This window comes from Asanoa ferruginea (assembly GCF_003387075.1).
Taxonomy (GTDB): Bacteria; Actinomycetota; Actinomycetes; order Mycobacteriales; family Micromonosporaceae; genus Asanoa; species Asanoa ferruginea.
Window position 1 is genome coordinate 236,842 of record NZ_QUMQ01000001.1, and the last position, 21,683, is coordinate 258,524.

A 21,683-nucleotide genomic window follows, 5' to 3' on the forward strand; every position below is an offset into this window, starting at 1 on the left:
CAAACTCAGGGTCGGGTGCGCCGCCGGGTGCCGCCCCGACGACCACGGCGCCGGCTGGTCCCGGCCTCGGCCAGGTCGCCGTCTTCGTCGCCGGCCGCGTCGGGGTCGTCGTTGCCGGCCAGGCGGCCGTTGCCCGCCGCGGCGATGTCGGTCGGCGCCTCGGCCTCGTCGACCGGGTCGAGCACGACGTCGTCGTAGCGGGACAGGTCGTAGCCCATCGTGTCGTCGTCGCTGACCACCGTGGGCTCGACGGTATCGGGAGCGTCTGCCGCCGGCTCGGCCGCCTTGCCGCGGCCGCGGCGACGGGCCGAGGTGGCCGGCGCGGCCGCCACCGCCTTGGCCGCCCCGCTGGCCGAGCCGTTGGGACCGTGGCTGTGCTGCTGCTGCGGTGCGCCGCCGCCCTTCACCGGGACGGGCTCGGTGTGGATGATGACGCCGCGGCCCTTGCAGGTCTCGCAGGTCTCGGAGAAGGCCTCGAGCAGGCCGGCACCGATCCGCTTGCGGGTCATCTGCACCAGGCCGAGCGAGGTGATCTCGGTGACCTGGTGCTTGGTGCGGTCGCGGCCCAGGCACTCGGTCAGCCGCCGCAGCACCAGCTCGCGGTTGCTCTCCAGCACCATGTCGATGAAGTCGATGACCACGATGCCGCCGAGGTCGCGCAGCCGGAGCTGGCGGACGATCTCCTCAGCCGCTTCGAGGTTGTTGCGGGTGACCGTCTCCTCCAGGTTGCCGCCGACGCCGGTGTATTTACCGGTGTTGACGTCGACCACCGTCATCGCCTCGGTGCGGTCGATCACCAGGTGACCGCCGGACGGGAGGAAGACCTTGCGGTCGAGACCCTTGAGGATCTGCTCGTCGATGCGCTTCTCGGCGAACACGTCGACCGTCGAGGTGTGCCGGCGCAGCCGCGGGACCAGGTCGGGAGAGACGTGGCTGAGGTAGGTGTCGACCATCTCGTAGGACTCTTCGCCCTGCACGACGATCTCGCGGAAATCTTCGTTGAACAGGTCGCGGACGACCCGGATCAGCAGGTCGGGCTCCTCGTAGAGGAGCACCGGCGCGCCGCCGCCGGCGGCCTTGGCCTGGATGTCGTCCCACTGCGCCTGTAGTCGCTTGACGTCGCGGGCGAGCTCGTCTTCGGACGCGCCCTCGGCCGCGGTGCGGACGATCACGCCGGCGCCCTCGGGCACCAGCTTCTTGAGCACGTCGCGGAGGCGCTTGCGCTCGGTGTCGGGCAGCTTGCGGCTGATCCCGGACGCGTTGCCGCCGGGCACGTAGACCAGGTGGCGGCCGGAGAGCGCGATGTGGCTGGTCAGCCGGGCGCCCTTGTGGCCGATCGGGTCCTTGGTGACCTGCACCAGCACCGAGTCGCCGGAGCGCAGGGCCTGCTCGATCGAGCGGGCCCGGCCCTCCAGCCCGGAGGCGTCCCAGTTGACCTCACCGGCGTAGAGCACCGCGTTGCGGCCCCGGCCGACGTCGACGAACGCCGCCTCCATCGAGGGCAGCACGTTCTGCACCTTGCCGAGGTAGACGTTGCCGGCCATCGCGCCGGACGACGCCCGGGTCACGTAGTGCTCGACCAGCACGCCGTCTTCGAGGACGCCGATCTGGGTGCGGTCGGCCCGCTGCCGGACCACCATCACCCGGTCGACCGCCTCGCGGCGGGCCAGGAACTCGGACTCGCTCAGGATCGGCGGCCGGGTGCGGCGCTGCTCGCGACCGTCGCGCCGGCGCTGCCGCTTGGCCTCCAGCCGGGTGGAGCCGGAGACGCCCTGCACCTCGTCGGACGTGGTGCGCGGCTCGCGGATCCGGACCACAGTGTGCACGCCGTCGTCGGCACCGGTGTCGGTGTCGCCCTTGCGGCGGCGCCGCCGGCGCCGGCGGGTCACCCCGTCGCCGTCGTCGTCCTGGCCGGCCTCGTCGTCGGTCTCGGCGGCGGCCACCGGCTCGTCGGTCTCGTCGCCCTCGTCGATCGGACCCTTGCCGCGGCCCCGGCCACGACGGCCGCGGCGCCGCCGGCGGCGGCCGTTCTCGTCGAGTTCGTCACCGTCGGCGTCTTCGTCGTCGCCGTCGTCGACCGCGGCCGGCTCGGCCTCTTCGGTGGTGACGGGAACATCATCGGGGGTACGGCGGCCGCGCCGGCGCCGCCGGCCACCAACGGTCTCCGCACTGTCGGCAGCGGCCTCGGGCTCGGCCTCGACAGTCTCGGCCTGCGTCTCGACAGCGGCCTCGGGCTCGGCGGCGGCCGCGCCCCGGGTGCGCCGGGTGCGCCGGACCTGCGCGACCGGCTCGTCTTCGGGCTGCGGCGCCATGAACAGCAGGGGGGCCGCGGCGACGCGGCGGGTGCGGCGGCTCGGCGCCGGCTCCTCGGCCGCGGTGTCGAGCGGCTCGGTGGTGGCCTCGTCGGCGTCTTCGTCGTCGACCGGCTCGCCGGGCTGGCCGGCCGCCTGGCTCCGCACCAGGCCGCGGTCGTTGTCGACCGGGCCGGCGACGGCGGCACCCGGCTCGACGTCGCCGACTCCGGCGGCCGGCTCGGCGGCCGGGTCGTCGAACTCGGTGACGATCGCCTGGTCACCGGAGGTGCCGACGGCGGGCACGCCGGGCTCGACGTCGCCGAGGCCGGCACCGGCCTCCGCGGCGCGATCGTCGAACTCCGAGGCGACGATGTCGTCGGTGGCGCGGGTGGCCGCGGCGGCGTCTTCGGTGGCGGCCTTGCGCCGCCGGGTGCGCTTGACCGGTGCGGCGGGCGCGTCGTTCGTCACCTCTGCCGCAGACTCGCCGTCATTGTCGGCTTTGGCGGCCGCGGCCGGGGTGGCCTTGCGCCGGCGCCGCGTCGGGGCAGCCTCGTCACCGCTGGCAGCGGCCGGGGCGGCCGTCGTCTTGCGGGCCCGGGTGCGCTTTACGGGCGTGGCAGGTGTCTCGGTCTCGGCGGCGGGCTCATTGCCCTGGACCTCGCCGCCCGTTGGCTCGTTCTCGAGCATGGACGTTCTCCAGTTCTGGCAACCCCGGGCGCGGGTGAGCGCTGCCACGCAGGGTCGCCGCAAAGTGTTTCCGGCGCCGCCCACCATGCGGCGGGCAGACCGAAGTCTGGCGGGCTAAACGCCGATCGCGTCACCGCGGTCAACGTTCACCGACAACAGCCCCGTCGCGGTCCGCCTCCAACGGATCCGCGATCGCCCCCTGCGCGGTCAGTCGGCCCTGTGCCAGCCGGGTGGCCCTTGGCGGGACCGGCGGCTCCAGGTCGGCCACCACGCGGAGGCCGGCAAGGACGTCATCGGGTCGTACGGACGGGGTGACCTGCCGCACGACTACGTCGAGTATCGCACACGGCACCTCGGGGGCTCCGGAAGCCGCCGGACCGGGATTGATCACCTCGATGGACGCCACTGCGGCCCGCGTGTCGAACGTGCGCCGGCCCTGCTTGGTCTGCCTCTCGACCAGAATTTCGGACGCATCCCGAAATTTCGTGACAGCCTCGGCCAAATCAGCGTCGGTGATCCCCGACAACTCCACCCGCCACCGCGAGGCGTCGATCCGGTCGGCCAGGCTCTCCCCCGCCGCCGCCACCGCGTCGAGCACGTCGAGCCCGGGCGATAGCGAAGCGTCGAGCGCGGTGACCACCCAGGCCGGGTCGACGACCGCCTGTAGGCCGATCTCCAGGTATTCAGCCTCGCTCGCGGTCCCGGTCGGCGCCGCGCTCGCGTAGGAGATCTTGGGGTGCGGGGTGAACCCCTGCGAGTAGGCGATGGGCACGCCGGCCCGCTTCACCGCCCGCTCGAAGGCGCGCGCGAAGTCACGGTGCGAGGTGAACCGCAGCGGCCCCCGCTTGGCATACCGGATCCGGATGCGCTGGACGACGGGCGCCTGCCCGCCCTCCGGCTGTGGCTTCCTGCTGATCGCTGTGCTCCCTCGCCTGTTCGGTCCGTCCGGAACCATCCTCCCACTCGCTAACCTCCGGCCATGACGGACGTCGACCCCAAGGCGCGCATCGCGGGCATCTTCGACCGGGCCGCACCGACCTACGACCAGACCGGCGTCGAGCTCTTCGGGCCGCCCGGCCGGGAGCTGGTCCGCCGCGCCGGCATCACCGCCGGCCAGCGCGTCCTCGACCTCGGCTGCGGCCGCGGCAACGTGCTCTTCCCGGCCGCCGCTGCGGTGGCCGAGACGGGTTCGGTGGTCGGCATCGACTTCGCGCCCGCGATGGTCGCGGCCACCACCCAAGCCGCGAAAGACCTGCCATGGGTACGCGTGACGCACGGCGACGCCGACTACCCCGACTTCCCGCCCGGCTCCTTCGACGCGATCACCGCCGGGTTCATGGTCTTCCTGCTCCCCGACCCGCCCGCCGCCGTCGCCCGCTGGTCCCGGCTGCTGCGCCCCGGCGGCCGGCTGGCGGTGAGCACGTTCGCGGCGGCGACCGCGGCCGGCGAGGCGTTCTACCGTGACCGCACCGCCGCGCTGCTGCCGTTCCAGACGCCCGAGCCGGCGCGCGACGAGCAGAGCAGCAGTTCGCCGGAGTGGGTGGCCGCGTTGTTCGCCGGCACCGACCTGGTCGACGTCACGATGACCGGCCTGACCGTGCGCAGCGGCTACCCCACGGTCGACACCTACTGGGACTGGATGCTCTCGCTCGGTGCCCGCCGGCAACTCGAGCGGGTGCCCGCCGAGCATGAGCAGACCGCCCGCGCCGCCCTCGGGAAGGTGCTCGACCAGCACCTGCGCCAGCCCGACGGCTCCTACCGGATGGACACCGAGGTGCGGCTCACGGTCGCCCGGCGGCCGGCCTGAACACGCTGTCGAGGAAGTCGTCGAGCGCCCGCAGCGCGACGTCGGTCGGGTAGGTCCCACTGATCATGTAGAGGCCCAGGCCCTCGACCAGCGCGAGCAGGGTCGTCGCGGCCGGCGCCGGCATCAGCGTCGCGAAAAAGTCGCGCAGCCCCAGCGCGCCCTGCCGCTGCACCTCGGCGACCTGCGGGCGGGTGGCGGCGTACGCGAAGAAAGCCAATGCGACCTTCCCGTCGGCCCGCCGCTCCTCGTCGAGCGGCAGCATCTGGGTGACCATCGCCCGCACCAGGTCGCGCGGCGCGGGCGCCGGGCCGAGCGCGCCGACAGCGGCGGAGATCCGCGCCTCGGTGTGCCCGCTCACGACCGAGAGCGCGAACAGCATCATCTCGTCCTTGGTGCGGAAGTAGTGCTGCACCAGACCGGTGGTCGCGCCGGCCGCGGCGGCCACATGGCGCAGGCTGACCGCCTCCAGGCCCTGCTCGGCCGCGACCTTCATCAGCGCGTCGGCGATCAGCGTGCGCCGCTCGGTGGGATCGACCCGCTTCGGCATGGGGATCATGCTTTCACATTGCGGTCGTATTGACACGAACCGTGGCGGCTTTTACATTACAGTCGTGATGCAAAACCTGGCCATCGAGGCGTACGGACTGGTCAAGCGCTTTGGCGACGTCAGCGCACTGGACGGCGTCGACCTCACCGTCGAGGCCGGCACGGTGCTCGGGCTGCTCGGGCCCAACGGCGCCGGCAAGACCACCGCCGTGCGGATCCTGGCCACCCTGACCCGCCCGGACGCCGGAACCGCCACGGTGCTCGGCCATGACGTGACCCGCGACGGCCACCGGGTGCGCGAGCTCATCGGCCTTGTCGGCCAGCACGCCTCCGTCGACGAAGACCTGACCGGCCGGCACAACCTGCACCTGGTCGGCCGCCTGCTCGGCCTGTCCCGCCGGGAGACCGCGGCCCGCGCCGCCACGCTGCTCGACGAGTTCGGCCTCGCCGACGCCGCCGACCGGCCGGTGAAGACCTACTCGGGCGGCCTGCGCCGGCGCGTCGACCTCGCCGCCAGCCTGGTCAACCAGCCGCGGGTGGTGTTCCTCGACGAGCCGACCAGCGGGCTCGACCCGGTCGCCCGCGGCGCCCTCTGGGACCGCGTCCGGGTGCTGGTCGCGGCCGGCACGACCGTGCTGCTGACCACGCAATACCTGGAGGAGGCCGACGCGCTGGCCGACGAGATCGTGGTGGTCGACCACGGCCGGGTCGCGGCCCGCGGCACCCCGACCGCTCTCAAACGCCGGCTCGGCACCCAGACGCTCGACCTGCGACTGGCCGACCCGGCCCGGGTCGACGAGGCGGCCGCCCTGGTCACCGCCGTGGTCGGCGCCGCACCCGCGCGGGTCGGTGAGCGACTCAGCGTGCCGGTCACCGACGGCGCGATGATGCCGGCCGTGGTGCGCCGGCTCGACGAGGCCGGCGCCGAGATCGCCGAGATCGCGCTGCACCTGCCCAGCCTCGACGACGTGTTCCGGGCGCTGACCGGGGCCGACGCGAGCGTGGCGGCATGACCGTCCGGCTGGCTGCAACCCAGTGCCTGACCCTGGCTTGGCGGGGCATCGTGAAGATCCGGCGGCACCCGGCGACACTGGCGGATGTCGTGTTCGGCCCGGCCATCTTCCTGGTGCTGTTCGTCTACGTGTTCGGCGGCGCGATCTCCGGCAGCACCCACGACTACCTGCGGTTCGTGTTGCCCGGCATGCTCGGCCTGATGACGCTGCTGGCCACCATGGGCGTCGGGGTGGCGCTCAACCAGGACATCGAGAAGGGCGTCTTCGACCGGATCCGCAGCCTGCCGACGCTGCGGATCGCCCCGCTGGTCGGCGCGATCGGCGGTGACATCGTGCGCCAGGTCGTCGCCATCGTCGCGCTGCTCGGCTTCGGCGTGGCGCTCGGCTTCCGGTTCGGCACCGGTCCCCTGCCGGTGCTCGCGGCCTGTGCGCTGGCGCTCGGTTTCGCCCTCGCGCTGTCCTGGGTGTGGGTGCTGCTCGGCCTCGTCCTGCCCAACGCGCAGGCCGTGCAGGGCCTCGGCGCGGTGGTCATCTTCCCGGTCGCATTCGCCAGCAACATCTTCGTGCCGACCGACACGATGCCCGGTTGGCTGCGCGCGTTCGTCGAGGTCAACCCGGTGCGGCACCTGATGGACGCGTTGCGCGGGCTGCTGCTCGGCGGCCCGGTCGCCCAGCCCGTGCTGATCACGCTGGCCTGGATGGCGGGCTTCGTGGCGGTGTTCGCCCCGCTGGCGCTGGCCGCCTACCGCAGGCGCAGCGTCACGTAGGTCGCGTCGTCGACGGCGTAGCGCTCGGTCTCGACATACCCGTGCGCCAGCGCGAAGCGCAGCCCGTCGGTGTTGGTCGCGAGCACCACGGTCTCGATCGCCGCCGGGTCGAGCGCCCGGGCCGCGGCCAGCGCCCGCTCGTGGATGAGCTCACCGAAGCCCTGGCGGCGGTGTTCCGGGAGCACCCGGGCGATCACGACGGAGATCCCGTCGGGGTCGACCGGTCGCACGGTCGAGTTGCCGACCACGACGTCGCCCGCGTAGGCCAGCTCCAGCTTGTTGCGGCCGGCCCGCTCGCGCACCTCGTCGAGGGTGAGCGGGATCGGCGGGATGACCGTGTTGTGGATCAACCGCCAGGTGGCCAGCCCGGCCTCGTCGACCGGCGGGGCGAACCGCAGCTCAGGCATTGGCGCTGCCGACCGGGGTCAGCGGCAGCAGCTTGCGGCCGGTCGGGCCGATCTGGATCTCGGTGTCCATCGACGGGCAGACACCGCAGTCGAAGCACGGGGTCCAGCGGCAGTCGTCCTGCTCGTATTCGTTGGTCGAGTCCTGCCAGTCCTGCCAGAGCCAGTCCTTGTCGAGCCCGGAGTCGAGGTGGTCCCAGGGCAGCACCTCGAGCTCGTCGCGCTCGCGGGTGGTGAACCAGTCGAGGTCGAGCCCGAAGCCGGGCAGCACCGCCTCGGCCGCGTCGACCCAACGCCGGTAGGAGAAGTGCTCGGACCAGCCGTCGAACCGGCCGCCGTCTTCCCAGACCTTGCGGATCACCGCGCCGACCCGCCGGTCACCGCGGGACAGCAGGCCTTCGATCAGCGAGGGCTCACCGTCGTGGTAGCGCAGGCCGATCGCCCGGCCCAGCGAGCGGTCGCTGTTGATCGCCTGCTTGAGCAGCTTGAGCCGGTTGTCGATCACCTCGGGCGACGACATCGAGGCCCACTGGAACGGGGTGTGCGGCTTGGGCACGAAACCGCCGATGGAGACCGTGCAGCGGATGTCTTTGGTGCCGGTCGCGGCGCGACCGGCCTTGATCACCTCGTGGGCGAGCCGGGCGATCTGGACCACGTCGTCGTCGGTCTCGGTGGGCAGGCCGCACATGAAGTAGAGCTTCACCTGGCGCCAACCGTTGGTGTAGGCGGTGACCACGGTGCGGATGAGGTCTTCCTCCGACACCATCTTGTTGATCACCCGGCGGATCCGCTCGGAGCCGCCCTCGGGCGCGAAGGTCAGGCCCGTGCGCCGGCCGTTGCGGGACAGCTCCTGCGCCAGGTCGATGTTGAACGCGTCGACCCGGGTGGACGGCAGCGACAGCGAGACGTTGGTGCCCTGGTATTGGTCGGCCAGGCCGGAGCAGATGTCACCGATCTCGGAGTGGTCGGCGCTCGACAGCGAGAGCAGCCCGACCTCGGAGAAGCCGGAGAACTCCAGGCCCTCCTTGACCATCTGGCCTACCGTGGTGATCGACCGCTCGCGCACCGGCCGGGTGATCATGCCGGCCTGGCAGAACCGGCAGCCCCGGGTGCAGCCCCGGAAGATCTCGACCGCGTAGCGCTCGTGCACCGTCTCGGCCAGCGGGACCAGCGGCTTCTTGGGGTAGGGCCACTGGTCGAGGTCCATCGTGGTGCGCTTGTGGACCCGGAACGGGACGCCGGCCCGGTTGGGGACGACCCGCTGGATCCGCCCGTCGGGCAGGTAGTCGACGTCGTAGAAGCGCGGCACGTAGACGCTCTCGGTCTTGGCCAGCCGCAGCAGCAGCTCGTCGCGGCCGCCCGGGGAGCCCTCTTCCTTCCAGGCCCGGATCAGCGCGGTGACCTCGAGGACCGCCTCTTCGCCGTCGCCGAGCACGGCCGCGTCGATGAAGTCGGCGATCGGCTCGGGGTTGAACGCGGCGTGCCCGCCGGCCAGCACGATCGGGTCCTCGTCGGTGCGGTCGGGGGCCAGCAGCGGGATGCCGGCCAGGTCGAGCGCGGTCAGCATGTTGGTGTAGCCGAGCTCGGTCGCGAACGAGAGACCGAGGATGTCGAAGGCCCGGACGGGGCGGTGCGTGTCGACGGTGAACTGCGGCACGCCGCGCTCGCGCATCAGCGCCTCGAGGTCGGGCCAGACCGCGTAGGTGCGCTCGGCCAGCACGTCGGGCTGCTCGTTGAGCACCTCGTAGAGGATCTGCACGCCCTGGTTGGGCAGGCCGACCTCGTAGGCGTCGGGATACATCAGGGCCCAGCGCACGGTGGTGGCGTCCCACTCCTTGCGCACCCCGCCCAGCTCGCCCCCAACGTATTGGATCGGCTTGCTGACCAGCGGCAGCAGCTCTTCGAGCCGCGGCCACACGGTTTCGACGGTCATTGACCCCTCCTTCAATCCCAACCAACCAGGGTACGCGGCGTGATCGGGCGGTCCGCCCGCGCGCCCGGGGCCGTCTTGAACAGGTTCAAGAGCGGCGTAGCATCGATGCCGTGAGCAGCCTCAGCGTTGCCGACCGGCTGTCGGCCTGGCGATACGCGTTCGCCACCACCAACCCGCCCGCACAGGGCGTCGTCGACCCGGTCACCCGCTGGCTGGTGGTGACCCGCGCCGGCGTACTCCCGATGACATTGACCTCGGGTTTGATCGCCGTGCTCCTCGCGGCCGTCGCCACCGTGTCGGTCGATTGGCTCAACGTCGGGCTCGCCGTCGTCGGGATCGTGGTCGCGCACCTGGCCAACAACCTGATGAACGACCTGACCGACACCGATCTCGGCAACGACACCGCCGACTACCCGCGGGCGCTCTACGCGCCGCACCCGATCCTGGCCGGCCTGGTCACCCGCCGGCAGTTGCTCGCCGGCATCGTGCTCTGCCAGGTGATCGACCTGGCCATCATGATCACGCTGATCGTCCGGCAGAACTGGTGGGTCGCCGCGTTCGCGCTCGGCGGGCTGTTCCTCTCCTGGGCCTACACCGCGCCGCCGCTGCGCCTCAAGAAGATCGGTCTCGGCGAGCTCGACGTGCTGGTCACCTGGGGTCCGCTGATGGTCGGCGGCGTCTACTACGCCGGCACCGGCACGCTGCCCTGGGCGGTCGTGGTCGCCGCGCTCGTCTACGCGCTGCTGCCAACCACGGTGCTGATGGGCAAACACATCGACAAGCTGCCGTACGACGCCCGCAGTGGCACCCGCACGCTCCCAGTGGTGCTCGGCGAGCCGTTCGGCAAGGCGGCGACCGTCGGCATGATGCTGCTCTACTACGTGGGCGTGGTGGCGCTGGTCGTCGCCGGCGAGCTGCCCTGGCCGGCGCTGGCCACGCTGGGCGGGCTGCCGACGCTGGTGTGGGTGTGGCGACGGTTCCGCGAGCCCAAGCCCGTCGACCCGCCGCCCAACAACCCGGTCTGGCCACTGTGGTGGGCACCGCTGGCGTTCATCCACACCCGCCGGGCCGGCGCGCTGCTGATCCTCGGCCTGGCGGCGTGGGCTATTTTTCGCTAGGTCCCAGTAGGTCCCATTTGTTACCCGCGACGTCTTCGAAGACGACGACCGTCCCGTAGACCTCGTGCCGCGGTTCGCCGTGGAAGGTCACACCCGCTTCGCGCATCCGGGTGTACGCGGCCGCGAAGTCGTCGACCCGCAGGAAGAAACCGACCCGGCCGGCCAACTGGTTGCCGACCACTTTCCGCTGGTCATCGCCGTCGGCGAGGGCGAGCAGCAGGCCGGTCTGCGCGCCCGGCGGGCGGACCACGACCCAGCGCTTCGGGCGGCCGTCGTTGGTCTCCGCCGGGCTGTCCTCGACCAGGTCGAAACCGAGGGCGTCGACGAAGAAGCCGATCGCCTCGTCGTAGTCGTCGACGACGAGTGCCGCAAGTTCGATGTGCATGGCGGGAAAGGGTAGACCTGCTCGTCTAACCTCGGGTCGGGCTGGGAGAGGAGCGCCGCGATGGCGGAAGAGCAGCGGGAGCGCCGGGACGGCGCGACCGAGCCGGTCACACCGGCCGATCCGGGCTCTCCCGTCGAGCCGGACCCACCGACCGAGCCGGACCCGCCGACCGCGACGGTCGAGGCGGAGCCGCCGAAGTGGACCGGTGCCGCGCCGGTGCCGCCGGCCGTGCCGAAGCGCAAGAAGTGGCTCGACGACGAGTCGGGCTTTCCGCCTCCTCCTCCGCCGCCCGCTGAGCGGCGCGAACCGACCCGGCAGATGGCCACCGGGCGGATGTTCGAGCCGGACACTCCGGTCGACCCGTGGGCCGACGCCGACCCGTTGCCGGCGTACCCGATGGACGTCACTTATCCGCCCACGTGGGTCGAGCCCGCGGTGGCACCCCCAGCGCCGCCGCCGCTTCCCGTTCCTGTTCCGGCCCGCCCTCCGGTCAAGGTCCGCAAGGCGAAGCGGCCCGAGCCGGCGCTGCCGCCGCCGGGATGGCGGCCGCCGCCCGGCTATGTCGCGGTCCCGGTGCGGCGCCGTCGCCGCTGGCCCTGGTTCGCGCTGCTCTCGCTGCTCTGCTGCTGCGGCTGCCCGGCGTGGTTCGGTCTGCCGGTCTACGCGCAATACCCGGCCGAGGCGGCGGTGCCGAGCGCGGTCGGCGGGCTGACGCTGCGCGACGACACGGCGAGCAAGCGCACGGCGCAGCAGCTCGAAGGTGACATGCGCGCCGCCTATCTGTTCGCCGCCTCGACCTTCGCCGGGCTGTTCGTCGACAGCGACAACAAGCGGGCCACGGTCTACGGCACGACCGGGTTCCATTGGTCTCCGGACAGTGACGTCGCGGCTGAGATCAGCCGGGTGACGCCCACCTACAAGTTGCACGACGTGCAGACCGTGAAGGCGACCGAACGCGGCGAGGCCCGGCGGTGCGGGGTCGGCACCGACAAGGGCGCGGAGGTGGTCGTCTGCTCCTGGGTGGACTACGGCAGCCTCGGCACCGGCGTGTTCACCCGGCTCGACGTCGGCGACAGCAACAACCGGCTGAGTGCTCTGCGCGACACGATCGTCACGCGCAAATCGAAGGGTTGAATCCCTCGAAAGAGGGGCACAATGATCGGATGATCCGCCGGTGGCTGTTCGCCGACCAATTGGGGCCGCACTTCCTCGACGCGCCCCGCCAACCGGTCCTGCTGGTCGAGTCGAAGGCCGTCTTCCGGCGCCGCGCGTTCCACCGGCAGAAGGCCCACCTCGTGCTTTCCGCCCTGCGCCACCGCGCCGCCGAACTCGGTGATCAAGCGATCTTCCTGCGCACGGAGACCTACGCCGAGGCGCTACGCAAGGTCAGCGGCGAACCACTCGACGTATGCCATCCGACCTCTCGCCGTGCTCACGAGTTCGTGCAGGGTCTTGACGGGGTGACCGTGCGGCCGCCCCGCGGCTTCGCCACCAGCCCCGCTTCGTTCGTGGCCTGGGCCGACGGCCGGCACGGGCGCCTGCGGATGGAAGACTTCTACCGCGACGCCCGGCGCCGCCTCGACGTGCTGATGGATGGCGACGCACCCGCCGGCGGGCGGTGGAACCTCGACACGGAGAACCGCCAGCCACCGCCCCGCGAAGGCATGGAGGTGCCGGCACCGCCAATGCCGGTGGAAGACGAGATCGACGAGGGCGTACGCGCCGACCTCGACCAGTGGGAACGCGAGGGCATCCGTTTCGTCGGCGCCGACGGCCCGCGGCTGTTCCCGGCAACCCGCGCCGAGGCGCTGGCCAGGCTGCGGCATTTCATCAACCACCGACTATCGGCGTTCGGCCCTTATGAAGACGCGATGCTCGCCGACGACCCATGGATGGCCCACAGCATGCTGTCGGCGCCGCTCAACCTGGGCCTGATCGACCCGTTGGACGCCGTACGCCGCGCGGAGGACGCCTACCGCGCCGGCAAGGCGCCACTGTCGAGCGTGGAGGGCTTCGTCCGCCAACTCATCGGCTGGCGCGACTACATCTGGCACCTCTACTGGTATTTCGGCGCCGACTACGGCGGCGCCGACGGCCTGCGCGCCACCCGTCCGGTCCCGTCGTGGTTCCAGTCGCTCGACGCCGACTCGGTCGAGGCCCGCTGCCTGGCCGACGTCCTGCGCGGCGTCCGCGACCGGGGCTGGGTGCACCACATCCCGCGCCTGATGGTCCTCGGCAACTACGCGCTCCAGCGCGGCTGGCGCCCGGCCGAGCTGGTCGACTGGTTCCACCGCAGCTTCGTCGACGGCTACGAGTGGGTGATGACGGCGAACGTCATCGGCATGAGCCAGTACGCCGACCTGGGCGCGATGACCACGAAGCCCTACGCGGCCGGCGGCGCCTACATCAACCGGATGAGCGACTACTGCCGCGGCTGCCGGTATGACCCGCGGTCGCGGTTGGGTGTCAACGCGTGCCCGTACACGGCAGGCTATTGGTCGTTCTTGGATCGCAATCGCGGCCGGTTGTTGGGCAACGCGCGGCTGGGCCAGGCGATGCGCCAACTGGATCGCCTGGAAGACCTGGGCGCGGTCCGCGACCAGGAACGCGACCGCGGCGACCGCGCACCATGACCGCGTCCTATGTGGTCACCGGCGGCGCGGGCGGCGTCGGCCGGGCGATCGCCTCGCGCCTGCTCGCGGTCGAGTCCACCACCGTGGTGGTCCTCGACCTGACCCCGGTGTCGTGGTCCCATCCACGCCTGCTCACGGTGACCGGCGACGCCACCGACGAGGCCGCTGCTTCGTCGGCGGCCGACCTGGCCGAGGCGGCGGCACCGCTGGCCGGCTGGGTCAACAACGCGGCCGTCTTCCGCGACCTGTCGTTGTCCTCGGCGCCGGCGGCCGAGGTGGTCGCGCTGATCGCACTCAACCTGGCGCCGGCGGTGGTCGGCTCGGCGGTGGCGGTCCGCCGCTTCCTGGCGGCCGGCACCCCGGGTGCGATCGTCAACGTCTCGTCACACCAGGCCCAGCGAGCGGTCCGCGGCGCCCTCCCCTACGCGACCGCAAAGGCGGCGGTGGAGGGCCTGACGCGGGCGTTGGCGGTCGATTACGGGCCGTCCGGGATCCGGGCGAACGCGGTGGCGTTGGGCTCGATCGAGACGGAGCGCTACGCGGGCTATCTGGCCGGCCTGCCAGCGACGGCGGTGACCCAGGTGGCGGAGGAGATGGCGCGTCTCCACCCGATCGGCCGCGTCGGCCGGGCCGACGAGGTGGCGGAGGCGGTCGCCTTCTTTCTCTCCCCTGGGGCCAGCCTGATCACCGGCACGGTCATCCCCGTCGACGGCGGCCGCGCCGCTCAGGGCCAGGACCCAGAGTCGCGCTGAGGTCGTCGCGGGTTCAGTTCCACGGGATGCCGCAGGCCTGGGCGATCGCCGCGATGAGACCGGCCGCCGCACCGACCTCTTCGAAGCGATCCCGCGCGGAGCGGAGCCGGTTCGCCAGCCGCGGCGCATCCGTGGGTCGGCTCACCGCCTCCTCGACGTCCTCGACAGCGGCGCGGGCTGCGGCACGGTCGCTGGCCTGGTCGATCAAGGTGCGAAGCTGGCCCAGCAGGGCATCCAGGTCGGTCGCGGATACCGGTGAGTGATAGTTGACGGTCGCGCTGGCCTCCTTGCCGGCAGCCACCGGGCCGTGGAACGTGCCGCCGCTGATGCTGACTCCGTCGCTCACGCTTTCTTCGCTCCGTTGGGCACGGCCGCTGCGTTGCTGCCGACCGCCGCGCCGTTGGCGGTGGCTGTCGCCTCACGACCGAACGCGGCGGGACCGTTGAAGGTGCCGCCCGAGACGTTGACCACCGAGTTGTCATGGACCACGTTGACACGCTGGATCAACTCGCTGGTGTCGACGCCCTGGCTCTCCAGGTAGTCGATCACCGCGCCGGTCAATCGGCGCTCGATGAGCTTGCTGTACTTGGTGGAGTCCAGCGTCTGAATGAAGGTGTCCGGGCCGCGGGCGGATGCGAGCGCGCGGATGCTGGTGCGAGCGCCGTAGTCGTATCGCAGGGCCTCGAAGCTGCGCCGGTCCATCCGGTTCATGCGAGCGGTCATGGTCCAGTGCCGAAAGAGCCCGGCGGCCAACTCCAGCGGGGCGAGGATCAACGCCACCGGCAGCGCGCGGACCGCCTCGGCCAGCGCCCGAAGCAGCAGGTCTGAACTGTTGCGGGGCAGATGGTCGATCTCGTGGAACCGATCGTCGAGAGGCCCGAGCATCGTCGGCACATACTCGAGATACAACAGCCCGCCCTCGACCGCCAGGTGGACGAACGCCGAGACCTCGACCTCCTGATCCTCCGCGCCAAGAATCGGGTAGCCGTACTGGTCACGCACCGCGGTGCCGCGGGTTCCGGTGGTGGCCCGCAGAAAATGTCGCGCGCTCGCCTGAGGATGCCGGATGAAGGCTTCGATGGCGGCGCGGCTGGTGTAAGGGAAGGGGAGCCGGGCCGCCAGGTCGACCAGCGGACTGGTGGGCTCCCGGTCACCCGCCGCGACAATCACGTCGCGGAGTTGGAGGCCGGCGATCTGCTCCGGCTCCGGAAGCGAGTCGTCGCGCAGGTCGGCGAGCCGCCGCTTGACGTATCGGTTGAGGGCGACCGGGTCGATGCGGACCAGTTCACCCGGCGCGTAGCCGCTGGGATCCGCGGCGCGCCTCAGCTCGAGCACCATGGACCAGTCACGACCCCGCCGGCCGGCCCCAAGGAAGGGCTCGTTTCCACTGTAGAGCAGCAGGTTGCCGTCCTGGGCTCCGCCGGCGACCTGGGCCCTCCGCTCGAGCCGCTGGCTGCGAAGTCGCGGCAGCTGGTGCGCCGCCTCCGGCGCCAGCTCGCGTACGAGTGTCAGGAGGTTGCGGTTGTTCGCGAAGGTCAGGGTTCCGAACACGAGCCCAGCGAAGACCACGGTCTCGACGATCAGTTGGAAGCCAGTCGGTGACGACGGCTCCACGAACGCCTGGTCGCCCTCGATGGTGGGACGTGCGATCAGCAGATACAGCGGAACCAGGACGAAGAACTCCGCGGCCACGACGATCAACACCGTGCCCAGTGCGATCTTGCCCCAGTCCAACGACGTGTGCTGGCGGAGCAGCATCGGGACGGCGAACCACAGCACTGTGCCGTAGACGATCAGAACGCCCCACGGCAGCAGACCCACGCCGACGATCAGCACGACAGTGAGCGCGGCGGCGCGCAAGATCCAGCGAAACCGGGCCCGGAAGGCGTGCCGCACGACGGGCTCGACATCGAACTCATACGACGGGGCCACCGCGCGGTGCTCGTCTTCGACGAGTTCGCTGATCACGCGATCGGCGAAGCTCCGGTCGGTGTACGCGGCCCCACACAGATAGCGGGTCGTCGCCGTCAGGTGCCGCGCCGGCGGCCGCGGACCGTCGCCGTGGTGGAACGGCAACTCGCCTGCCGCTTGCGGTCTCGTCACCGGGACGACGGTAACCCTTGTTCCCGCGGACGGTAATCACCGGAACGAGGTACCGGCTCAACCGGCCGATACGCGTACCGTGTAGCGGTGACGCCCTGGCAGTGTGGCGAATGCGGCCGGCGCAACGAGCCTCTCGCCACGACGTGCGCGGTCTGTGGGAATCCCGCCGACGAGCCGGCAGCTGATCCCGTCAACGAGACTGCGCCCGCTCCCGCGACGAGCTACGAACCGCTGCGCGCCTACCAGCCCGCCGCCCGCGTTCGTCGCCAGCGCGGACCGCTGATCGCTGGGATCGCCGCCCTCGCCCTGCTCGTCCTGGCCGGCGGCGGCTGGTATGCCGGCGTCCACGAACGGCTCACCGCGAGTCCGGAGGCCACGAGCACCACGACCGTAGCGCCACCTGATACCGCGCCCACCTTCACCACTGCCCCGGTCGAGCCCACGATCGCCCCGCCGCCCCAGACCGTCGGGATGGTGACCATCCACCCGGCGGTCACCGACGAGCGTGCGCCGGCGGTGGCCGCCCTGTTCGACGGCTACTTCTCGGCGATCAACGCGCACAACGCCGAGCAGGCCGTCGCTGCCTTCGATCCGGCCGGAAACATCGCTCCCACCGACGCTGATGCGGTGGCGAAGTTCGCTACCGACATCTCCACCACCTGGGACTCCGACGTGGTGCTGATGTGGCTCGGCGACAACGGTCCGGGCGCCGTGCAGGCTCAGGTGACCTTCACCAGCCGCCAGGATCCATACTTCGGCCCGACCGGACGGGAGTCGGAAACCTGCACGCTATGGGACATCACCTATCTGCTGACTCAACCCGCCGGCGCACACCGCATCCACAGCGGCTCCGCGACCAGCACACCTTGCTGAGGCAGCCGCTGTCTACAGTGGCGAGATGGTGCTGTCGATCGATGGTCTTTGGGGTGAGATCGAGGCCTGGCTGCAGGCTCATGCGCCGGCGACGTTCGGCGCGTTGAGTCCGCCGGCGGGAGATGACGTGCTCGGCGATCTGGCGGCCCGGCTCGGGCTGGCTCTGCCCGCCGAGTTGGTCGCCAGCTTGCGACGGCACAACGGTGCCGACAACTCGCGGGTTGGGCCTGGGTTCTCCTTCCCAGGGGATTTTCATTTGCTCGACGCCGACGGGATTGTTGCCCAGGCTTCGGTGGGAAAGCGTCTGTTGGAGCATGACGACGACGTCCGCGGTCGGTAATGGCACGAGGCGTGGATTCCGTTCGCGGCGGACTTCTGCGGGGGCCCGTTCGGTGGCAGGTGGGAGTCGCTGCGGGACCTGTTCGCGGACACGGTGGACGCGCTCGCCCAGATACCGCCAACTCGCGTCGGCCGTCTCCCCGCCGACTACCCCCGGCCCGGCGGCTGGCCGACGTCGCGACCGACCGTCGACCAAGGGCAACTCGCGTGGCGCGACCACCGGGACTGACAGGCGTCACAGGGTGTCCAGGGACGCGCGGCGCCGAGACTCGGCCTCGAAGATCTTCAGCAATAAAGCCGCCACTACCGCGTATGCCGCGCCCACCGCGACCTCTCGACCCAGTGGCGACAGAGCCGCACCGAAGCCATCGCCCGCGACCAGGCGGCGGGCCGCCTCCGCCGAATGGGTGATCGGCAGGCCGCCGCCCACGACCCGCATCCACGCCGGCAGGTGGTCGGCCGGCACGTTCACGCCGGTCAGCAGCAGCAACAGCGACACCGACACGTTGGAGACCAGCCACACGTCGCGGAAGCGCAAGCCCAGCGCGCCCAGGGTCAGGCCGAAGAACGCGCACGACAGCGACCCGACCGCGAGCGTCAACGCCAACCCGGGCAGCGCGCCCAACGGGATGCGCAACCCCAGCAGCAACGACCCGACCGTCAACGTGAAGGCGGCGATCAACAACCCGTTGCCCGCATAGGGAATCGCCCGACCGAGGAACACCAGCGTCCGCGGCCGCGGCGAGAGCAGCACGTGGCCGAGCGTCCCGTAACGCCGCTCGTTGGAGACCGCCATCGTGCCGCCGAAGACGCAGGCCAGTGACGCGGCCAGGACCGCGTTGCCGACGATGTAGAACGTGTCGTCCGCTACGCCCAGCTGGCGGCCCAGAAAGGCGAAGAACAACAGCTGGAATAAAGGCCCGACCAGCAGGGTGCCGACGAACATCGACGGGGTAGTCCAGTTGAACAGGGCGCGGTAGGCGATCACGCCGCCGACGGCGAGTAGGCGCATGGCAGACCAAACCTCAGGCTAGGGCGAGGGTCGCGTTCGCGCGGGCGCGACGCTCCACGTAGGACATCGTTACGGCGCCGGCCGCCAGGCATACCGCGCTGATCGCCAGGCAGATGCCCAGCGACGGCCAGACGGGGCCCGAGCCGGTGACCGACTCGCGGACCGCGCGCGCCGCCCACGTCGTCGGCAGCACCGCGCCGATCGGGCCCGTCCAGCCGGGGAGCACCGTGATCGGCACGAGCATTCCCGAGACCAGCCAGATCGGGTATTCCAGCGTGTTGTTGATGGCGTTGGCGTTCGGCAGCAGCACGAACGTCGACGCCAGCAGCAGGCCGAACATGCCCAGGCCGAGGATCGCGGCCGGCACCGAGACGGCGAACGCCACCGGGTCGGCCACGTCGAGCGGGATCCGGTAGACGAGACCGCCCCAGAGCAGGGTCGCGATCATCGCGTAGGTGCCGGTGACCGCGGTCGCCAGCGTGATCGGGAAGACCAGCAGCGCCGGCGGGCGGGGCGCCAGCATGAGCATCTCCAGCGTGCCCTGCCAGCGCTGCATCTGGATGGCGCCGCCCGAGCCGAACAGCACCGAGCTCCAGACCGCCATCATCCCCGCGCCGACCGCGGCCTCCAGCAGGCGGTGCGGTTCCGTTCCCGCCCGGAACAGATAAACAGCCAGGGTCGCCTGCACCAGGGGTACGAACAACGCGGTCGCGATCTCGAATTGCGACCGGCTGAGCTGCTTGACGTGCAACAGCGTGGCGACACCGATCAACCGCAACAACGTCATGCGGTCACCATCGCCGGCGTGCGGTCGACCCCGTTGACGATCGCGATGTAGGCATCCTCCAGCGTCGGCTGCCGCGCCGTCACCCGGCCCAGCCGCACCCCGTCGAGCGCGCTCAGCACGGAAGCCTGCACGTCGACCGTGGCGTCCGACTGGATGGTCAGCACCTGACTCGTGCCGACCACTTCGACGCTCGCCTCGCGTACCCCCGGAAGCACGTCGATCCCGGCCAGTTGCTCGTCACTGACCCCGAAGGCCTGCACCTCCAGCACGCGGCGACCCTCGGCGTGGTGCTTGAGCTCGTCGGCGGTGCCCAGCGCCTGGATCTCGCCGCCGGCGATCACCGCGATCCGGTCGCACAGCTCCTCGGCCTCGGCCATGTAGTGGGTGGTGAGCAGAACGGTCGTCCCCGTGGCGGCAAGGCCGGCGACCGTGTTGCGCAACTCCCGTGCGGCGACCGGGTCGACACCGATCGACGGCTCGTCGAGGAACAGCACCTCGGGGTCGTGCAGCAGACCGCGGGCGATGTGCAGCCGCTGCCGCATGCCCCGCGAGTAGCCCTCGACCCGTTCCCGCTCCCGCCCGGTCAGCCCGACCAGCTCCAGCAGCTCGCCGATCCGCTGCTTCTGCCGCGCGGCCGGCACGGCGTAGAGCTCGGCGAAGTAGCGCAGGTTGTCCAGCGCCGACAGCCGGTCGTAGAGGCCACGGTCGCCGCCGAAGACGTACCCGATGCGGCGCCGCACTTCCCGGGTCTGTGACACCACGTCGAAGCCGCACACCCGCGCGGTGCCCGAGGTGGGTATGAGCAGGGTGTTGAGCATCTTGATGGTGGTGGTCTTGCCCGCGCCGTTGGGCCCGAGCAGGCCGAACAGCTCACCCCGGCGGACGTCGAGGTCGACACCGCGAACGGCGTCGATCTCGACCCGGCGGGGATTGAACCAGCCCGTGCGGGTGCGGTAGGTCCGGCGCAGGCCACGCGCCTCGATCGCGAGGGTCATGCGGAGAAAGTAGGTGCGCCCGCGCAGTCAGGGAAACGAATTCGGCGAACGCCGAATCATCGACTCAGCGGTCTAAGCCGAATGCTGGCGGCGGCTCGGGTCGTCGGCGAGCAGGTGCAGCAGCGCGGTCCCGGCCGGTTCGAGCGAGTAGAGCACCCGCCGCCCGGCCCGGCGCCGATTGACCACCCCGGCGGCGGTCAGCGCGGCGAGATGCTCCGACACCGTGCTCGGCGCCAGCCCCAGCGTCGCGGCCAGGCCCGCGGTGGTCGAGGGACGGGAGAGCGCATCGAGTACGGCGGCCCGCCCGCGCCCGATCAGAATGGCCAGCCGGTCCGGCGCCGGTTCCGGGCGGCCCTCGGCCAGCACGGCCGCGCCCCGGGCCTGGTAGGAGACCGCGACCACCTCGGGATGGTCGGTGGAGCACATCAACGCGCCCCGGGAGAAGATCAACGGGATCAGCAGCAGCCGCTTGTCGACGGCGGAGAACGCCTGCTCCAGCGGTTTGATCAGGGTCAGCACGGGCCGTTGCCAGACCACCCGCTTGTGCAGGCCGGAGAGCAGCGCGTCGGGGCCGTCGGCGGCCAGCGCCCGGGCCCGGTGCAGCACCTCTTCGTCGAGGGCGGCCCGCATCGCCGGCCAGTGCGGCGCCATCGCCTGTGCCCAGAACGCGGCGAGCCCGTCGGCCAACTCCGCGAACGCCCGCGCGGAGTCGTCGCGGAAGGGCCGGATCCAGGCCGGCGGATCGTCGGCGTAGTAGTCGGGCAGCTGCTCCTTCACCACCCGCAGGGGCGTCGCGCAGAGGGCGTGCAACTCCTCCTCGATCGTGGGCGCCGGACCGGGCGGGATCGGGCACAGAAAGTCGGGCGCCCGCGAACCGGACTCGCGGATCAGCCACGCCGCCCGGGCCGCGGCGGGATCGTCGCGGATCACCTCGCGGGCCCGGACCGCCCACTGCTGGTAGGGCCAGGGCACCCCGTCGGGGTTGCGGTCGAGCAGATAGAACGAGTCGACCAGCTCCCAGAGCGGGCTGATCGCGATCCGGGTGCGGTCGAGCGTCGGCTCGTCCAACTCGATCCGGATCACGGCCCGAGAATAAGTCGCGCGCGCCTGTTGTTGGCAGTCAGGTAGCCTTATGTGCCATAGGCGACGATCCGGCTATCACCGGTGAGCCTCCGGAAGAACGGATCTTCGGATCTCAGTAGAACCGGACGGGTCGGCCCGTTACAGCCGGCCAA

General features: G+C 71.4%; 21 protein-coding genes. 9 read left to right on the forward strand and 12 right to left on the reverse strand.

Going from position 1 to position 21,683, the window contains the following annotated elements; all coding sequences use genetic code 11:
* Positions 1-5 precede the first annotated feature (5 nt).
* Entirely contained in the window at positions 6-2,981 is a 2,976-nt protein-coding gene (locus DFJ67_RS01125) for an Rne/Rng family ribonuclease (protein WP_116066152.1), read from the reverse strand.
* A gap of 139 nt (positions 2,982-3,120) precedes the next feature.
* Positions 3,121-3,936 carry a TIGR03936 family radical SAM-associated protein gene (locus DFJ67_RS01130; RefSeq protein WP_116066153.1) on the reverse strand — a complete coding sequence of 272 codons (816 nt, stop codon included), beginning with the start codon at positions 3,934-3,936 and terminating at the stop codon, positions 3,121-3,123.
* Positions 3,937-3,960: 24 nt separating this feature from the next.
* Between DFJ67_RS01130 and DFJ67_RS01135 the strand changes: the two genes are divergently transcribed.
* The gene (locus tag DFJ67_RS01135) at positions 3,961-4,788 is read left to right on the forward strand and encodes a class I SAM-dependent methyltransferase (protein ID WP_116066154.1); all 828 of its coding nucleotides are present in this window, start codon (positions 3,961-3,963) and stop codon (positions 4,786-4,788) included.
* On the opposite strand, the gene DFJ67_RS01140 is transcribed toward DFJ67_RS01135, so the two are convergent.
* Positions 4,763-5,344 (reverse strand): TetR/AcrR family transcriptional regulator, encoded by a 582-nt coding sequence (locus DFJ67_RS01140; RefSeq protein ID WP_244940422.1) that lies wholly within the window; start codon positions 5,342-5,344, stop codon positions 4,763-4,765. The genes DFJ67_RS01135 and DFJ67_RS01140 overlap by 26 nt on opposite strands.
* Positions 5,345-5,402: 58 nt before the next feature.
* Here DFJ67_RS01140 and DFJ67_RS01145 point away from each other — a divergent pair, with 58 nt between their 5' ends.
* Together DFJ67_RS01145 and DFJ67_RS01150 are read left to right on the forward strand one after the other, a co-directional pair.
* Positions 5,403-6,347: an ATP-binding cassette domain-containing protein gene (locus tag DFJ67_RS01145; protein ID WP_116066155.1), complete on the forward strand. Its 945-nt coding sequence runs from the start codon at positions 5,403-5,405 to the stop codon at positions 6,345-6,347.
* Complete coding sequence (locus DFJ67_RS01150) at positions 6,344-7,114, forward strand: ABC transporter permease (protein ID WP_116066156.1); 771 nt, start codon at positions 6,344-6,346, stop codon at positions 7,112-7,114. The genes DFJ67_RS01145 and DFJ67_RS01150 overlap by 4 nt, the downstream gene beginning before the upstream one ends.
* Here the strand turns inward: DFJ67_RS01150 and DFJ67_RS01155 are convergent.
* The gene (locus DFJ67_RS01155; protein WP_116066157.1) at positions 7,090-7,521 is read right to left on the reverse strand and encodes a GNAT family N-acetyltransferase; all 432 of its coding nucleotides are present in this window, start codon (positions 7,519-7,521) and stop codon (positions 7,090-7,092) included. The two genes, DFJ67_RS01150 and DFJ67_RS01155, sit on opposite strands and share 25 nt — an antisense overlap.
* The gene (locus DFJ67_RS01160; RefSeq protein ID WP_116066158.1) at positions 7,514-9,451 is read right to left on the reverse strand and encodes a TIGR03960 family B12-binding radical SAM protein; all 1,938 of its coding nucleotides are present in this window, start codon (positions 9,449-9,451) and stop codon (positions 7,514-7,516) included. The genes DFJ67_RS01155 and DFJ67_RS01160 overlap by 8 nt, the downstream gene beginning before the upstream one ends.
* Positions 9,452-9,561: 110 nt before the next feature.
* On the opposite strand from DFJ67_RS01160, the gene DFJ67_RS01165 reads away from it, so the two are divergent.
* On the forward strand, positions 9,562-10,569 hold the full coding sequence (locus DFJ67_RS01165) for a prenyltransferase (RefSeq protein ID WP_116066159.1): 1,008 nt from the start codon (positions 9,562-9,564) through the stop codon (positions 10,567-10,569).
* Here DFJ67_RS01165 and DFJ67_RS01170 read toward each other — a convergent pair.
* Positions 10,556-10,954 carry a VOC family protein gene (locus DFJ67_RS01170; RefSeq protein ID WP_116066160.1) on the reverse strand — a complete coding sequence of 133 codons (399 nt, stop codon included), beginning with the start codon at positions 10,952-10,954 and terminating at the stop codon, positions 10,556-10,558. The genes DFJ67_RS01165 and DFJ67_RS01170 overlap by 14 nt on opposite strands.
* Before the next feature lie 60 nt (positions 10,955-11,014).
* Here DFJ67_RS01170 and DFJ67_RS01175 point away from each other — a divergent pair, with 60 nt between their 5' ends.
* The 3 genes from DFJ67_RS01175 to DFJ67_RS01185 are packed head-to-tail and all read left to right on the forward strand — an operon-like array spanning position 11,015 to position 14,339.
* Positions 11,015-12,088, forward strand: a complete 1,074-nt coding sequence (locus DFJ67_RS01175) for a hypothetical protein (RefSeq protein WP_116066161.1) — start codon at positions 11,015-11,017, stop codon at positions 12,086-12,088.
* Between the two features lie 29 nt (positions 12,089-12,117).
* Positions 12,118-13,587 (forward strand): cryptochrome/photolyase family protein, encoded by a 1,470-nt coding sequence (locus tag DFJ67_RS01180; RefSeq protein ID WP_116066162.1) that lies wholly within the window; start codon positions 12,118-12,120, stop codon positions 13,585-13,587.
* Positions 13,584-14,339 (forward strand): SDR family NAD(P)-dependent oxidoreductase, encoded by a 756-nt coding sequence (locus tag DFJ67_RS01185; RefSeq protein WP_116066163.1) that lies wholly within the window; start codon positions 13,584-13,586, stop codon positions 14,337-14,339. The genes DFJ67_RS01180 and DFJ67_RS01185 overlap by 4 nt, the downstream gene beginning before the upstream one ends.
* A gap of 13 nt (positions 14,340-14,352) precedes the next feature.
* Here DFJ67_RS01185 and DFJ67_RS01190 read toward each other — a convergent pair whose 3' ends face one another.
* Positions 14,353-14,685 carry a hypothetical protein gene (locus DFJ67_RS01190; protein ID WP_116066164.1) on the reverse strand — a complete coding sequence of 111 codons (333 nt, stop codon included), beginning with the start codon at positions 14,683-14,685 and terminating at the stop codon, positions 14,353-14,355.
* On the reverse strand, positions 14,682-16,442 hold the full coding sequence (locus tag DFJ67_RS01195; RefSeq protein ID WP_147315375.1) for an AbeC-like domain-containing protein: 1,761 nt from the start codon (positions 16,440-16,442) through the stop codon (positions 14,682-14,684). Before DFJ67_RS01195 ends, DFJ67_RS01190 begins: the two co-directional genes overlap by 4 nt.
* Positions 16,443-16,529: 87 nt before the next feature.
* Between DFJ67_RS01195 and DFJ67_RS01200 the strand changes: the two genes are divergently transcribed.
* The gene (locus tag DFJ67_RS01200) at positions 16,530-17,315 is read left to right on the forward strand and encodes a zinc finger Ran-binding domain-containing protein (protein ID WP_116066166.1); all 786 of its coding nucleotides are present in this window, start codon (positions 16,530-16,532) and stop codon (positions 17,313-17,315) included.
* 25 nt (positions 17,316-17,340) lie between these two features.
* Positions 17,341-17,655: an SMI1/KNR4 family protein gene (locus DFJ67_RS01205; RefSeq protein WP_116066167.1), complete on the forward strand. Its 315-nt coding sequence runs from the start codon at positions 17,341-17,343 to the stop codon at positions 17,653-17,655.
* A 234-nt stretch (positions 17,656-17,889) separates the two neighbouring features.
* Here DFJ67_RS01205 and DFJ67_RS01210 read toward each other — a convergent pair whose 3' ends face one another.
* The 4 genes from DFJ67_RS01210 to DFJ67_RS01225 all read right to left on the reverse strand — a co-directional run bounded on the left by DFJ67_RS01210 (position 17,890) and on the right by DFJ67_RS01225 (position 21,531).
* Complete coding sequence (locus DFJ67_RS01210) at positions 17,890-18,666, reverse strand: ABC transporter permease (protein WP_116066168.1); 777 nt, start codon at positions 18,664-18,666, stop codon at positions 17,890-17,892.
* A 13-nt stretch (positions 18,667-18,679) separates the two neighbouring features.
* The gene (locus DFJ67_RS01215; RefSeq protein WP_116066169.1) at positions 18,680-19,453 is read right to left on the reverse strand and encodes an ABC transporter permease; all 774 of its coding nucleotides are present in this window, start codon (positions 19,451-19,453) and stop codon (positions 18,680-18,682) included.
* Positions 19,450-20,448 carry an ABC transporter ATP-binding protein gene (locus DFJ67_RS01220; RefSeq protein ID WP_116066170.1) on the reverse strand — a complete coding sequence of 333 codons (999 nt, stop codon included), beginning with the start codon at positions 20,446-20,448 and terminating at the stop codon, positions 19,450-19,452. The genes DFJ67_RS01215 and DFJ67_RS01220 overlap by 4 nt, the downstream gene beginning before the upstream one ends.
* A gap of 72 nt (positions 20,449-20,520) precedes the next feature.
* Positions 20,521-21,531 (reverse strand): ArsR/SmtB family transcription factor, encoded by a 1,011-nt coding sequence (locus tag DFJ67_RS01225; protein ID WP_116066171.1) that lies wholly within the window; start codon positions 21,529-21,531, stop codon positions 20,521-20,523.
* Positions 21,532-21,683: the final 152 nt, after the last annotated feature.

What these genes read in the sequence shown, in the direction of transcription:
- DFJ67_RS01205 (WP_116066167.1), top strand. Translation starts at nt 17,341, where the DNA reads ATGGTGCTGTCGATCGATGGTCTTTGGGGTGAGATCGAGGCCTGGCTG.
- DFJ67_RS01135 (WP_116066154.1), top strand. Translation starts at nt 3,961, where the DNA reads ATGACGGACGTCGACCCCAAGGCGCGCATCGCGGGCATCTTCGACCGG.
- DFJ67_RS01220 (WP_116066170.1), bottom strand. Translation starts at nt 20,448, where the DNA reads ATGACCCTCGCGATCGAGGCGCGTGGCCTGCGCCGGACCTACCGCACC.
- DFJ67_RS01155 (WP_116066157.1), bottom strand. Translation starts at nt 7,521, where the DNA reads ATGCCTGAGCTGCGGTTCGCCCCGCCGGTCGACGAGGCCGGGCTGGCC.
- DFJ67_RS01150 (WP_116066156.1), top strand. Translation starts at nt 6,344, where the DNA reads ATGACCGTCCGGCTGGCTGCAACCCAGTGCCTGACCCTGGCTTGGCGG.
- DFJ67_RS01160 (WP_116066158.1), bottom strand. Translation starts at nt 9,451, where the DNA reads ATGACCGTCGAAACCGTGTGGCCGCGGCTCGAAGAGCTGCTGCCGCTG.
- DFJ67_RS01145 (WP_116066155.1), top strand. Translation starts at nt 5,403, where the DNA reads ATGCAAAACCTGGCCATCGAGGCGTACGGACTGGTCAAGCGCTTTGGC.
- DFJ67_RS01215 (WP_116066169.1), bottom strand. Translation starts at nt 19,453, where the DNA reads ATGACGTTGTTGCGGTTGATCGGTGTCGCCACGCTGTTGCACGTCAAG.
- DFJ67_RS01185 (WP_116066163.1), top strand. Translation starts at nt 13,584, where the DNA reads ATGACCGCGTCCTATGTGGTCACCGGCGGCGCGGGCGGCGTCGGCCGG.
- DFJ67_RS01130 (WP_116066153.1), bottom strand. Translation starts at nt 3,936, where the DNA reads ATGGTTCCGGACGGACCGAACAGGCGAGGGAGCACAGCGATCAGCAGG.
- DFJ67_RS01175 (WP_116066161.1), top strand. Translation starts at nt 11,015, where the DNA reads ATGGCGGAAGAGCAGCGGGAGCGCCGGGACGGCGCGACCGAGCCGGTC.
- DFJ67_RS01125 (WP_116066152.1), bottom strand. Translation starts at nt 2,981, where the DNA reads ATGCTCGAGAACGAGCCAACGGGCGGCGAGGTCCAGGGCAATGAGCCC.
- DFJ67_RS01210 (WP_116066168.1), bottom strand. Translation starts at nt 18,666, where the DNA reads ATGCGCCTACTCGCCGTCGGCGGCGTGATCGCCTACCGCGCCCTGTTC.
- DFJ67_RS01140 (WP_244940422.1), bottom strand. Translation starts at nt 5,344, where the DNA reads ATGATCCCCATGCCGAAGCGGGTCGATCCCACCGAGCGGCGCACGCTG.
- DFJ67_RS01170 (WP_116066160.1), bottom strand. Translation starts at nt 10,954, where the DNA reads ATGCACATCGAACTTGCGGCACTCGTCGTCGACGACTACGACGAGGCG.
- DFJ67_RS01180 (WP_116066162.1), top strand. Translation starts at nt 12,118, where the DNA reads ATGATCCGCCGGTGGCTGTTCGCCGACCAATTGGGGCCGCACTTCCTC.